The sequence below is a fragment of the Ensifer sp. D2-11 genome (assembly GCF_054161295.1).
The window spans coordinates 1,572,927-1,586,129 of the sequence record NZ_CP096433.1 but is presented as its reverse complement, the minus strand read 5'-3'; the positions used below and the strand labels follow the sequence as shown (position 1 = coordinate 1,586,129).

Below are 13,203 nucleotides of genomic sequence, written 5' to 3'. Positions count from 1 at the left end.
CGTTCACCGAGCCGCGGACGGCGCAAGGCCGGCTTTGAACGGATGCGGGAAAAGGCCGGGGCGGCGGCGGCCGAGCAGGGCATCCTGTTCGGCGACGCGGCCCAGCGTGGGCGTGACGGTTGCGAGGAGCGCGCCTGTCTGCGAGCGTATCCTGACCTTCAGGGAACCATAATCGGCGTCGCGGCCGATCCTGTCGGCGATACGCTGGGCGTAATAGAGCGCCGATCCCTCATCGAAGTGAAGGATACCCTCGTCATCGGTGAAACAATCGTCGTCCCAATGGAGATCGAAGAAATATAGCTGCATGTCGTTGCCCCAACCATGCGCGTTCACGGGTGATCCGTTTCCGCATGTTGGACATGGAACCATGCCGCAATGGAACGCAGCCTGAATCGGACATTCAGGCTGCGTTCACAAGCGTAAATCCGCAATGGTCAGGTTTCGAAGTAGCTCTGCAGCGGACGCACTTCGAGGTTGCCCGCCTTCAGTGCCTTGATGGCGAGTGCCGCGGCCTCGGCACCGGCCATCGTGGTGTAGTAGGGCACCTTCTGCATCAGCGTCGCGCGGCGAAGCGACTTCGAGTCGGAGATCGCCTTGTTGCCGTCGGTCGTGTTGATCACGAGCTGGACCTGCCGGTTGCGGATGGCGTCCTCGACATGGGGCCGTCCTTCCAGGACCTTGTTGATCTTGGTTGCAACGATGCCCTGCTCGCCGAGGAAGCGCGCCGTGCCGCCGGTCGCCATGACCTTGAAGCCGATGTCGGAGAGAATGCGGATCGCGGGCAGCACCCGTTCCTTATCCTCGTCGCGAACCGAGACGAAGACCGTTCCGTCGCGCGGCAGGTCGACGCCGGCGCCGAGCTGCGACTTGGCAAAGGCCAGCGCATAATCGGTGTCGAGCCCGATGACCTCGCCGGTCGAACGCATTTCCGGCCCGAGCAGCGTATCGACGCCCGGGAAGCGGGCGAAGGGGAAGACGGCCTCCTTGACGGCGATATGTTTCAGGTTGCGCGGATCCGGCTTCTTGCCATAGGCGGCGATCGCCTCGTCGAGCATTTCGCCGGCCATGACGCGGGCGGCGATCTTGGCGATCGGCGCGCCGATCGTCTTGGCGACGAAGGGAACGGTGCGTGAGGCGCGCGGGTTTACTTCGAGCACATAGATGGTGCCGTCCTTGATGGCGAACTGCACATTCATCAGGCCGCCGACATTCAGCGCTCTGGCGAGCGCCCCCGTCTGACGCTCCAGTTCGTCGACCATGTCCGTGCCGAGCGAATGCACCGGCAGCGAGCAGGCGGAGTCGCCCGAGTGGATGCCGGCCTCCTCGATATGCTCCATGATGCCCGAAACGAAGACATCCTTGCCGTCACAAAGGCAATCGACGTCCACTTCGATCGCATTCGTCAGGTAGCTGTCGAAGAGGAGCGGGTTCTTGCCGAGCAAGGTGTTGATCTGGCCGGTCTTGTCGTTCGGATAGCGCTGCTTGATATCTTCAGGAACCAGCCCCGGAACGGTGTCGAGCAAATAGCTCTGCAGCATGCTTTCCGAATGGATGATCTGCATGGCGCGGCCGCCGAGAACATAGGACGGGCGCACGACCAGCGGGAAGCCGATTTCGCCGGCAACGAGGCGGGCCTGCTCGACGGAGTAGGCAATGCCGTTGTTCGGCTGGTTGAGATCGAGCTTCATCAGGAGCTTCTGGAAGCGATCACGGTCCTCGGCGAGATCGATCGCGTCCGGCGCGGTGCCGAGGATCGGGATGCCGTTCTTTTCCAGCGCTTCGGCAAGCTTCAGCGGAGTCTGGCCGCCGAACTGGACAATGACGCCATGCAACGTGCCGTTTTCCTGTTCGGCACGCAGGATCTCGATCACATCCTCTGCCGTCAGGGGCTCGAAATAGAGCCGGTCGGAGGTGTCGTAGTCGGTCGAAACCGTCTCCGGGTTGCAGTTGATCATGATCGCTTCGTAGCCGGCGTCCTTCAGTGCGAAGGCGGCATGGCAGCAGCAGTAGTCGAATTCGATGCCTTGGCCGATCCGGTTCGGGCCGCCGCCGAGGATGACGACCTTTTTCCGGTCGGAAACCTGCGCCTCCGACCGGGCGGCACCGACGAAAGGCGTCTCATAGGTCGAATACATGTAAGCGGTCGGCGATGCGAACTCGGCCGCGCAGGTGTCGATGCGCTTGTAGACGGGGCGCACGTTCAGTGCGTTGCGGAGCTCGGCCACCTCTTTCGGACGCTTGCCGGTGAGCGTGGCAAGCCGGGCGTCGGAGAAGCCCATTGCCTTCAGCATGCGCAGGTTCTCGGCGTCGGCGGGCAGGCCGTGCTCGCTGATGCGCGCCTCCATGTCGACGATCGCCTTGAACTGGGCAATGAACCAGGGGTCGATCTTGCAGGCTTCATGCACTTCGGCTTCGCTCATGCCGAGACGCAGCGCCTGTGCGACCATGCGCAGGCGGTCCGGCGTCGGCGTGCCGAGCGCGGCGCGGATGGCATTGCGGCCGTCGCCATTGTCGTCGAAATCAGGCACCTCGATCTCGTCAAGTCCGGTCAGTCCGGTCTCGAGGCCGCGCAGCGCCTTCTGCAGCGATTCGGCGAAGGTCCGGCCGATCGCCATGACTTCGCCCACCGACTTCATTGCGGTCGTGAGCGTCGGCTCGGCTCCCGGGAATTTCTCGAAGGCGAAGCGCGGGATCTTGGTGACGACGTAGTCGATCGAAGGCTCGAAGGATGCCGGCGTGGCGCCGCCGGTGATATCGTTTTCGAGTTCGTCGAGCGTATAGCCGACTGCGAGCTTGGCGGCGATCTTGGCAATCGGGAAGCCGGTGGCCTTCGATGCGAGTGCGGAGGAGCGCGAGACGCGCGGGTTCATCTCGATGACGACGAGGCGGCCATTCTCGGGATTGACGGCGAACTGGACGTTCGAGCCGCCCGTTTCGACGCCGATCTCGCGCAGCACCGCGATCGAGGCGTTGCGCATGATCTGATATTCCTTGTCGGTCAAGGTCAGTGCCGGCGCAACGGTGATCGAATCGCCCGTGTGGACGCCCATCGGATCGATGTTCTCGATCGAGCAGATGATGATGCAGTTGTCCGCCTTGTCGCGGACGACCTCCATCTCATATTCCTTCCAGCCGAGGACCGATTCCTCGATCAGGACTTCCGTCGTCGGCGACGCGTCGAGACCGCTGCCGACGATCTCGAAGAACTCCGAACGGTTATAGGCGATGCCGCCCCCGGTGCCGCCAAGCGTGAAGGACGGCCGGATGATCGCGGGGAGGCCGACATCGTCGAGCGCCTGTGCGGCGATCGCCATGGCGTGGTTCACATAGCGCTGCTTGCGATCGCCTTCGCCGAGGTTCCACTGGTTTTCGAGTTCGTCCAGCGCCTTGTCGAGTTCGTCACCGGAAAGCTTCGCCTTGAGCGCTGAGCGCTCCGCCTCGTGCGACTTGCGGTCGTGGTCCTTGATGTCCGTGGCGTTCGCCAGACGCGACTTGGGCGTCTCGAGGCCGATATGCGCCATTGCCTCGCGGAACAGGGCGCGGTCTTCCGCCTTGTCGATCGCCTCGGGCTTCGCACCGATCATCTCGACATTGTAGCGGTCGAGCACGCCCATGCGGCGCAGCGACAGGGCCGTGTTGAGCGCCGTCTGTCCGCCCATGGTCGGCAGCAGCGCGTCGGGGCGTTCCTTGGCGATGATCTTGGCGACGACCTCTGGCGTGATCGGTTCGACATAGGTCGCGTCCGCCAGACCCGGATCGGTCATGATCGTCGCCGGATTGGAGTTGACCAGGATGACGCGGTAGCCTTCCTCCTTCAACGCCTTGCACGCCTGGGTGCCGGAGTAGTCGAATTCGCATGCCTGACCGATGACGATCGGCCCCGCGCCGATGATGAGGATCGATTTGATGTCTTGGCGCTTCGGCATGGGCAATCATCCGTTTCTAGCTGCGCGAAAAACCGGCCAGGTTGGGAGGTCACCGGCCGGGTCGCGCATTGATGGTCTTTTCAGGCTAGAAGCGGCTTATAGGCAAATGTTTTCGCCAGCGGAACCCCGAAAATTCGGGAATCGACAAGAAAGCAAAGATATTTGTTCCGCCTCTCGAACCTACGGTTCTCCGATAGAAACACTACTGCTGCGCCACCCGCTCGGCGGACGGGATCACCAATACCTTCACCTCGCCGGCAGCGGCGGGATTTGAAATGACATCAGGTGCTTCATCGAGCGATATGCGCCGTGAAATCAACCGGTCGATCTCGATCGCGCCTGTCGCAACCAGGTCGGCCGCGCGGCGGTGGACGAAGGGATTGATAAAGGAACCAAGCACGCGGAGCTCGCGGAAGAGAATGTCGAACGGTTCGATTTCGACCTTTTCTCCTTGCGGCAGCACGCCGAGGATCACGACCGTACCGCCCGCCTTGGCGAGGCGCGTCGACTGCTTCACCGTTTCCGCGACTCCGGCGCACTCGATGACGACATCGACACCTCCGGGGACGAGACCCGCCGGACCCGCGATCGCCTCGACCACGTCGCCGGCCGACGGGTCGACCGTTGCGGTGGCGCCGACTTCCTCGGCCAGGCGACGCTTCGTTGCCTGGCGCGTCGAGAGAATGACCGTCGTGGCGCCGGCGAGCCTTGCGAGTTGCACCGTCAGCAGGCCGATCACGCCGCCGCCCAGGATCGCCACCGTCGACCCCGCTTTGATTCCCGAAAGATCGACACCGTGCAGGCAGCAGGCGAGAGGCTCGCAGAAAGCGCCGTGCACGGGATCGAGAGTAAGCGGAATTTCGAAGGCCTGCTTCCGCGGCACCAGGACGTATTCGGCGAAGCCGCCGTCGCGATGGATGCCGATCGCGCGCAGGTTCCGGCAGAGATTGACCCGGCCCGCCTGGCACTGCGGGCAGCAGCCGCAGGAGATGTTGGGATCTCCGGTGATCCTCGCACCCGGTGCGATATCTCGAACGGCGCTCCCGGCCTCGACAACGATACCGCAGAATTCGTGGCCGAGCGTGACCGGCGGCGTCGACGGAAATTCTCCATGAAGGAGATGACGATCGGTCCCGCAGATGCCGCAGGCTTCCACTTTGACGAGCAGATCGTCAGGCCCGGGCTCAGGAATCCCAACGTTCCGAACGGAGATATTGCCGACCGACTCCAGACGCACTGCCTTCATCTGTTCCTCCCGCCGCCTGTTTTCCATTGGAGCCGAACACGGCGCGAGCGTCAATCCTGCCGCCTTGCCCTTTAGGCCGGCAGCTCCGCTCGACAAAACGATGCGCCGGATGCAACCGGGTGGCGGCGATTGCGTTTTACAAGGATCGCCGCCCCGGCTTATAAAATCACTCAGCGCGCTAAAGTAGAGGCGACGCCTTCTGGAGGACAGATCATGGAATGGAAGGGCCGCCGCCAGTCCGGAAACATCGAGGATCAGCGCGGGGCCGGCCCCCGGGGAGGCGGCCCTTTCGGTCGTGGCGGTGGATTCCGCCTGCCCGGTGGCGGCGGCGGAATGCGTCGCGCCGGCGGGGGCATGAGCTTTGGCACGCTCATCTTCCTCGTGATTCTCTATTTCGTCCTGAAGGCAATGGGCATCGACATGCTTCAGGTGCTCGAAGGCGGCGGTCCGGCGAACATGCCGGGCTTCGAGCAGAGCGACGGGTCGGGGGCGCCGCAGGGCACGGCCGAGGAAGAAGAGATGAAGGCCTTCATGGCCACGGTTCTTGCCGAAACGGAAGACACCTGGAACGGCATCTTCCAGGCGAGCGGCGAGCAATATGAGGAACCGAGGCTGGTGCTGTTCAACGGCTCGGTCCGTTCGGCCTGCGGCTTTGCCTCTTCCGCCTCGGGTCCCTTCTATTGCCCCGGCGACCGCAAGGTCTATCTCGATATGAGTTTCTTCGACGAGCTGGCCCAGAAATTCGAAGCTTCCGGCGATTTCGCCCAGGCCTATGTGCTTGCGCATGAGGTCGGTCATCACGTCCAGAACCTGATCGGCGTATTGCCCAAATTCAATGAGATGCGGCAGCGCATGAGCGAGGCCGAGGCGAACCAGATGTCGGTCCGGGTCGAGCTGCAGGCGGACTGCTTCGCCGGGATCTGGGGCAAATACACCGAGCAGAAGGGGCTCCTGGAACGAGGCGATCTGGAGGAGGCGCTAAACGCTGCGACCCAGATCGGCGACGACACATTGCAGAAGCGCATGCAGGGCTATGTCGTCCCGGAAAGTTTCAATCACGGCACGTCGGAGCAGCGGATGCGGTGGTTCCAGCGGGGCTTCGACAGTGGCAAGATGTCGGATTGCGACACCTTCTCCGGCGCTGTCTGATCACATCGCCGGACCGGGCAGCCCGTCCTGCGGTTCTCCGTCATTTCCGCCGCTCACTGTCCATGTGCATGAGCTGTGCTTCCGAAGCGGCTTTCCCGGACCATTCCTCTACCATGCGGGTCGCCGGCACCTCCTGGCGCCCTTTGCGCGCCTTCGTGGACTTCCTGAAGTCGGAGCGGCGAGGCAAATGATGCACGCGGAGGCGAATGCGAGCTATAAGTACAACCGATCGGTATGATCAGAAACTTTGACATGTTCACGTATTGTTTCGGACCAGGCAAGCCGTTACACCTATTCTGGTAACGTCGTTCACGTTCTGTCTCCGCTCCGGCGGAAAGCGGGGAGAGAGCTTCATGCTCGACAAGAAATTCGTGAGACGCGGTCTGTTCCTCGTCTTCCTCATTCTCTTCCTCGACATCATGGGCATCGCAATCATCGTGCCGGTGTTGCCGGCCTATCTCGAGGAACTGACCGGCGCGGATATCGGCGAGGCCGCGGTCGACGGTGGATGGCTGTTGCTCGTCTACTCGGCGATGCAGTTTCTCTTCGCACCGCTTATCGGGAATCTGAGCGATCGATTCGGGCGTCGGCCGGTCCTGCTTGCGTCCGTGCTGACCTTTGCGCTCGACAACCTGATCTGCGCGCTTGCGACCAGCTATTGGATGCTCTTCATCGGGCGCAGCCTTGCCGGCATCAGCGGCGCGAGCTTCGGCACGGCATCCGCCTACATTGCCGATGTCAGCGACGATGAGAACCGCGCCAAGAACTTCGGGCTGATCGGCATTGCCTTCGGCACCGGTTTTGCGCTCGGCCCGGTCATCGGAGGTTTCCTCGGCGAATTGGGCCCGAGAGTGCCCTTTTATGGTGCGGCAGCGCTTTCATTCCTCAATTTCATCATGGGGGTCTTTCTCCTGCCCGAGACGCTCGCCCCGGCCAACCGGCGGCGCTTCGAATGGCACCGGGCAAACCCGCTCGGCGCGCTCAAGCAGATGCGCCATTACCCGGGCATCGGCTGGGTAGGCCTCGTCTTCTTCCTCTACTGGCTGGCTCACGCCGTCTACCCGGCCGTCTGGTCCTTCGTCGGCTCCTATCGCTACGGGTGGAGCGAAGGGCAGATCGGGCTTTCGCTGGGGATCTTCGGCGTGGGCGGCGCAATCGTGATGGCGCTGGTGCTCCCGCGTGTCGTGCCGGCACTGGGAGAAAGGCGAACGGCGGCACTCGGGCTCACCTTCACGGCCCTCGGGATGGCGGGCTATGCGGCCGCCTGGGAGGGGTGGATGGTCTACGCGGTGATCGTCGCGACCGCGCTCGAAAGCCTAGCCGATCCACCGCTCCGCAGCATAGCCTCCGTCCATGTCCCGCCGTCGGCACAGGGCGAGCTGCAAGGTGCGCTCACCAGCATATCGAGCATTACGACGATCCTCGGACCTCTGATGTTCACGCAGATTTTCGCCTTTTTCACCGACCCTGCAGCCGCCTATAGCTTTGCCGGCGCTCCCTATGCCCTGGCAGGCTGCTTGATCGTCGCCGCGCTGGTGATCTTCCTTGCCAAGGTCGGCGCCGGCCGAGGCGCCGTCCGCGGTGCCGTGCGAGCGTGACGAGGCTTGGCGGTCCGTTGCTTCCATGCCTGCAGATTGATCAATTTTCTTGATCAATCGATGAAAAATTGAGCAGTTCGGCCTTTACCGCTGGCGCAAGCCCTGGTGGTGCTCTAATTCGTTCTCTCTTCTTCATTTTTCCCTTTGCCCATTGCCGGTGCAGAGCCAGGATTCCTCATGCTGACCGCGACCAAAGACCTCGTGCTTGCGCAGAGCGACAATTCATGGCCCACGCATTTTCGCGCGAGCCTCTATCTTGGCGTGCCGTTCATCGGCGCCCAGCTCGCCCAATTGGCGATCAATACGACGGACGTGCTCATGGTCGGCCAGCTGGGTGCCACTCAGCTGGCGGCAATCATCCTCGCGACGCAGGTCTTCTTCACGATCTTCATCTTCGGCAGCGGATTTGCCAATGCGGTGGTTCCCATGGTCGCTCAGGCGCAGGGCCGGGGCGATCAGGTCTCCGTGCGGCGCTCGGTACGAATGGGCATGTGGGTGGTGCTGCTTTACGGCGTGCTGACTGCGCCGGTCCTCTGGATGGCCGAGCCGATCCTGCTCTTTGCCGGCCAGAAACCCGAGGTCGCTGCGCTCGCCGGAGAATATCTGCATATCGCCCAGTGGGCGATCTTCCCCAGCCTCATTTTCATGGTCCTCAGGGCATTTTTGAGCGGGCTCGAGCGGGCAGGGGTGATCCTCTACGTGACGCTCGTGACATTGGTTCTGAACGCCGCGCTTTGCTATGTCCTTATTTTCGGCCATTTCGGTTTTCCGGAGCTGGGCATCTTCGGCGCGGCCGTCGCCGCTCTCGGCGTGGCGCTGCTCGGTGCGGCCCTGACGATCGGCTATATCCGCCGGCAACCGGAACTGCATCGCTTCGAGCTGTTCGTCCGCTTCTGGCGGCCGGATTGGCCGGCTTTCGGAGAGGTGGTCTATCTCGGCATTCCGATCTCGGTGACGATTCTCGCGGAAGTCAGCCTGTTTACCGTGGCTTCGCTGCTCATGGGCACGATCGGAACCATCGAACTGGCTGCCCATGGCATAGCACTCCAGTTCGCATCGATTGCCTTCATGATCCCGCTCGGCCTGGCGCAGGCCGGAACGGTGCGCATTGGATTGGCCTATGGCAGCGGCGACATGGTAGGCGTGAAGCGTGCCGCAATTGCCGTGCTGACGCTCGGCGTCGGCTTTGCTGCCGTCGGCAGCACCATCTTCGCCCTGTTCCCGCATGAGCTTGCGGGCCTCTACCTCGATACGAGGCGGCCCGATGCAGCCGAGGTTCTCGCCTTTGCAGGACCGCTGATCGTCATCGCGGGCGCCTTCCAGCTCGTCGACGGCCTCCAGGCCATTGCCGCCGGCATGCTGCGCGGCCTCAAGGACACGACCATACCTATGATCCTGGCGATGATAGCCTATTGGCCGATCGGCTTCTTCTGCGCCTGGGCTTTTGCCTTTCCGCTGGGTTTCGGCGGCGTCGGCGTCTGGTTCGGTTTTGTCCTGGGGCTCGCGTCTGCGGCCTTGCTGCTCAATTGGCGCTTCTTCCGTCTGCTCCGTAGGGTGAGCGCGGCGCCGGCCGCGTAGGGGCTAGCGAAAGGCAGGAATGATGGCCTCCTCCTCAGGCGGCGACATCGTAGATGTCGATCCCGCGGGCCTGGTCAGCGTTCTCGTATCGACGGATCGTCCTTGACCTTGTGGCGCCGATGAAGCGGATCACATGCGCGCTGTAAAGTTGACAATTGGCTCACCTATTGCAACTAGAGGTAATTCAGCCCTCAGGCAGCAGGAGCCGTTCATGACGGAAGCGTACCCAGCAATAATGCCGATCCTGCGCTCGCTTCTGCTCGATTACTGGCGGGACGCTCGCGGTATCACCGTGCTTGTCATAGCCGCCACATTGGTCGGCGCCGTGGCTTCCGTTGCTGCGCCCTACCTCTTCTCTCGCGCCATCGACGACCTCACGCTTGGACGCGGTGCGGGTGAGGGCCTACAAATTCTTCTAATCTATGCCCTCCTGTTCGGTGCTGCGGCAGCATTCGGCCAAGCGTCCCGCTTCCTGATATTCCTATGCGCCGTGCGGCTTTGCTTCATCGCCAACCTGGCATTCTTCTCTCGCCTGCTCCGCAAAACGCATGCGTTCTTTCTCGACCACAACCCAGCCGCGATTGGCACGGCGGGGCAGGAGGGCGAGCAGACACTCAACATCATCACGCAGCTCGGGATCGGCGGTCTCCTGCCCGGTGTCGTACAAATTGCTCTCAGCGCCGCCCTTCTTGGACATCTGGTGAGTTGGGAACTCGCGTTGATCGTCCTTGGTTACGGAGTCATCGTTATTGCTCTGGACTATGTACGGATAGGGCGCGTCAAACCGTTCCTCGACGCGGCGATGGAACGCAGTCAAGAGAACGCCAGCCTCGTCGGTAACGCGGTCGCCGTCATCGACACTCTCCGCCAGACACGAGGTGAGAGATGGATGGCGGGGCGGTTCTACCGGGGCGCGGCCGAGGCCTTCGAAAATTGGCGGCGCTACGCACTCGCGAGCAGTGCCTTTTCCGGCGTCCTTGGCGTCGTGGCCGCGCTTCAGCTCGCCGTGACATTCCTGATCCTCGTGCCGCGTTACCAGGCCGGTCTCCTGTCGATCGGTGATATCGTGCTGTTCAACACGCTCCTGCTCCAACTCAATGAACCCTTCCACCTCGTCGGCATGGCAATCAAGGAGATGGTTGAGGCGGCGGCACGGTTTCGCCCGCTAGCGGCTATGTGGATCGCCCCGGAAGTGGCGGAGCCCGCCGACCCTGTCCCCTATCATCCTTCGCAAGGCTCGCTCGTCTTTCAAGACGTGACTTTCCGCTACCCGAATGGACGCGGCATCTCGGGCCTTTCTTTTGCCGTCCGCCGCGGAACACCAACCTTTCTGGTCGGCGAGACGGGCTCCGGCAAGTCCACCGTTCTGCGGCTGCTGCTGAAGGGACTGGAACCTATAGACGGCCGTATCCTGGCGGACGAAACCGACCTTGCCCGAATTACGAGCGATGACTGGTTCGCACATGTCGGCGTAGTACCGCAGGATGTGGCCCTCCTCAACGACACGCTGGCGGTCAACATCGTGCTGGGCCGTCCGTTCGATCTGCATCGATTACACAAGGCGGCGATGCAGGCTTCGATCCTCTCGCGCATCGAGGCTATGCCCGAGGGCTTCGAAACAGTGGTGGGCGAGCGGGGACTGAAACTATCGGGCGGGGAGCGTCAGCGCGTCGCGATAGCGAGGGCGCTTTATGGCGAGCCTGCTATCCTCATTCTGGACGAGGCGAGCTCGGCATTGGACGATGACACCGAGCGGCAGATCATGGACGGGCTTCGCGATCTGGCGGATGATCTCACCATCCTGGCCGTGACCCACCGCGTATCGTCCATTCGTCCCGGTGATCAGATCGTCCGCTTAACGGCCAAGGCGGAGACGGGGTAAGGGCCGGCTTGGCTGCACATGAACATATCAACCAGTCGCATCGCTCGGCGCACAGGCCTCATCGCGAGCCGTCGAACCGAAAAGATACAAGGCAGTCGCGCCCATGCTCTGAACGGCATCGGCGTGTTGCTGGAGCTTTCTGATTGCGTCGTTCCTGTTCATGGCGGCACCTTGATCCTCTGACGGATTGGGCACACGGTGCTGTTCTATATGCAGCTGCGCAAAGAAAAAGCCGGACGGGCAGGGGAGACCGTCCGGCTTGTAGAAGCGATCGCATCAGGGGAAGAATGGGATCGCTTGTGAAACTTCCGGCGAGAAGTTTCCTGGAGGCATTGGTTTCAGCTGTGGCAAGCGACGACACTCGAACTCGTCATTTCCGCCTGCGTCTATCGGCCAGCGGCAACAGTACGGTCGCGCGGTCACGGTCCTCGTCTCGCAGCCCATGGATCGTCGCAACGACCATCGCGAAGAACATCGCCATCGAAAATAGAGCAAGTCCCATGGCCGTCTCCTTTCGTCGGTTTAAACGGCATGTACTCAAAAAAGTTCCCGTTAACTTGGGTTCACGTTACGGCTTGCAGTGTGAAACCCTCTTGAACGTTGCATTCATCTAGCATTCAGCCTTTTGCCGCCGCTGTTTCCCGGGGAACAGGGCGCAAGGATCGTACAACCCTTGCGGTCCGCGGCCGTCCGTGACAAAAGGCTTCACCAAACGGAAACAGGCGCGATGACCACGGCTTTCTATCCCGGCTCCTTCGATCCGATCACCAACGGGCATCTCGATGTACTCGTGCAGGCATTGAACGTCGCAGCCAAAGTCATCGTCGCGATTGGCGTTCATCCCGGCAAGGCACCGCTTTTCTCCTTCGACGAAAGGGCGGATCTCATCCGGGCCGCGCTTGAGGAGACGTTGCCGGAGAGGGCAGCCGACATATCCGTCGTCTCTTTCGACAACCTGGTGGTGGATGCCGCCCGCGAGCACGGCGCAAGGCTGCTGGTCCGGGGGCTCCGCGATGGAACGGACCTCGACTACGAGATGCAGATGGCGGGCATGAACCGGCAGATGGCCCCTGACATTCAGACCCTGTTCCTGCCGGCAGGTACTGCCTCCCGGCCCATTACGGCCACATTGGTTCGGCAGATCGCGGCTATGGGCGGTGACGTCAGCGCTTTCGTCCCTGGGGCGGTTCACCAGGCGCTGCAGGCGAAGCGCAAATAAGCTTTACATCACGCAAGGAGTCCCAATGAAGATTCTCCAATTCGCTGTTGCCGGAGCCTTGGCGCTCGCCGCCTTCACGGGAGGTGCGCTGGCGCAGTCCGGCGAAAATATCCTGACGGTTCAGCTCGAGGACGGCCCCGTCGTCATCGAGTTGCGCCCGGATATCGCCCCGAAGCACGTCCAGCAGATCAAGGAACTGGCCGCGGCAGGCGAATATGACAATGTCGCCTTTCATCGTGTCATCAAGGGCTTCATGGCCCAGACCGGCGACGTCGAATTCGGCGACATGAAGGACGGTTTCCAGGGCGACCGCGCCGGAACCGGCGGCTCGTCCAAGCCCAACCTTCCGGCCGAGTTCTCCGACGTTCCCTTCGAGCGCGGCACCGTCGGAATGGCCCGCGCGCAGGATCCCGACAGCGCCAACTCGCAGTTCTTCATCATGCTCGCGCCCGGTGACTTCCTCAACGGCCAATACACGGTCGTCGGCAAGGTCGTCGAAGGCATGGAGAATGTCGACAAGATTAAGCTCGGCGATGACGCCAATAATGGTGCCGTCGCCGATCCAGACCGCATGATCAGCGTTAAGGTCGGCAGGTAAGACTGAA

10 protein-coding genes and 1 pseudogene are annotated in these 13,203 nt (G+C 62.2%); 6 read left to right on the top strand and 5 right to left on the bottom strand.

Annotation, left to right across the window (positions count from 1 at the left end; genetic code table 11):
* Positions 1 to 3: 3 nt before the first annotated feature.
* The 3 genes from M1D34_RS07710 to M1D34_RS07700 form a co-directional block, all read right to left on the bottom strand.
* Positions 4 to 306, bottom strand: coding sequence for a DUF6894 family protein (locus M1D34_RS07710; protein ID WP_498781705.1), 303 nt, complete (start codon positions 304 to 306; stop codon positions 4 to 6).
* A gap of 128 nt (positions 307 to 434) precedes the next feature.
* The gene (gene carB / locus M1D34_RS07705) at positions 435 to 3,926 is read right to left on the bottom strand and encodes a carbamoyl-phosphate synthase large subunit (protein ID WP_498781488.1); all 3,492 of its coding nucleotides are present in this window, start codon (positions 3,924 to 3,926) and stop codon (positions 435 to 437) included.
* A gap of 202 nt (positions 3,927 to 4,128) precedes the next feature.
* Entirely contained in the window at positions 4,129 to 5,172 is a 1,044-nt protein-coding gene (locus tag M1D34_RS07700; RefSeq protein ID WP_498781486.1) for a zinc-dependent alcohol dehydrogenase family protein, read from the bottom strand.
* A gap of 213 nt (positions 5,173 to 5,385) precedes the next feature.
* Between M1D34_RS07700 and ypfJ the strand changes: the two genes are divergently transcribed.
* From ypfJ to M1D34_RS07680, 4 genes are all read left to right on the top strand, one after another.
* Positions 5,386 to 6,321 (top strand): KPN_02809 family neutral zinc metallopeptidase, encoded by a 936-nt coding sequence (ypfJ, locus tag M1D34_RS07695; RefSeq protein ID WP_015007502.1) that lies wholly within the window; start codon positions 5,386 to 5,388, stop codon positions 6,319 to 6,321.
* 353 nt (positions 6,322 to 6,674) lie between these two features.
* On the top strand, positions 6,675 to 7,919 hold the full coding sequence (locus M1D34_RS07690; RefSeq protein WP_498781484.1) for a TCR/Tet family MFS transporter: 1,245 nt from the start codon (positions 6,675 to 6,677) through the stop codon (positions 7,917 to 7,919).
* Between the two features lie 177 nt (positions 7,920 to 8,096).
* Positions 8,097 to 9,497 carry an MATE family efflux transporter gene (locus M1D34_RS07685; RefSeq protein ID WP_028011730.1) on the top strand — a complete coding sequence of 467 codons (1,401 nt, stop codon included), beginning with the start codon at positions 8,097 to 8,099 and terminating at the stop codon, positions 9,495 to 9,497.
* Between the two features lie 211 nt (positions 9,498 to 9,708).
* Positions 9,709 to 11,379, top strand: a complete 1,671-nt coding sequence (locus tag M1D34_RS07680; RefSeq protein ID WP_498781482.1) for an ABC transporter ATP-binding protein — start codon at positions 9,709 to 9,711, stop codon at positions 11,377 to 11,379.
* 39 nt (positions 11,380 to 11,418) lie between these two features.
* Here M1D34_RS07680 and M1D34_RS07675 read toward each other — a convergent pair.
* Both M1D34_RS07675 and M1D34_RS07670 read right to left on the bottom strand, forming a co-directional pair.
* A pseudogene (locus tag M1D34_RS07675) lies at positions 11,419 to 11,541 on the bottom strand (DNA polymerase III subunit beta); the annotation flags it as partial.
* 208 nt (positions 11,542 to 11,749) lie between these two features.
* Positions 11,750 to 11,881: a hypothetical protein gene (locus tag M1D34_RS07670; protein ID WP_498781481.1), complete on the bottom strand. Its 132-nt coding sequence runs from the start codon at positions 11,879 to 11,881 to the stop codon at positions 11,750 to 11,752.
* Positions 11,882 to 12,106: 225 nt separating this feature from the next.
* On the opposite strand from M1D34_RS07670, the gene coaD reads away from it, so the two are divergent.
* Positions 12,107 to 12,598: a pantetheine-phosphate adenylyltransferase gene (gene coaD / locus M1D34_RS07665; protein ID WP_003529599.1), complete on the top strand. Its 492-nt coding sequence runs from the start codon at positions 12,107 to 12,109 to the stop codon at positions 12,596 to 12,598.
* Between the two features lie 25 nt (positions 12,599 to 12,623).
* Complete coding sequence (locus tag M1D34_RS07660) at positions 12,624 to 13,196, top strand: peptidylprolyl isomerase (protein ID WP_010969321.1); 573 nt, start codon at positions 12,624 to 12,626, stop codon at positions 13,194 to 13,196.
* Positions 13,197 to 13,203: the final 7 nt, after the last annotated feature.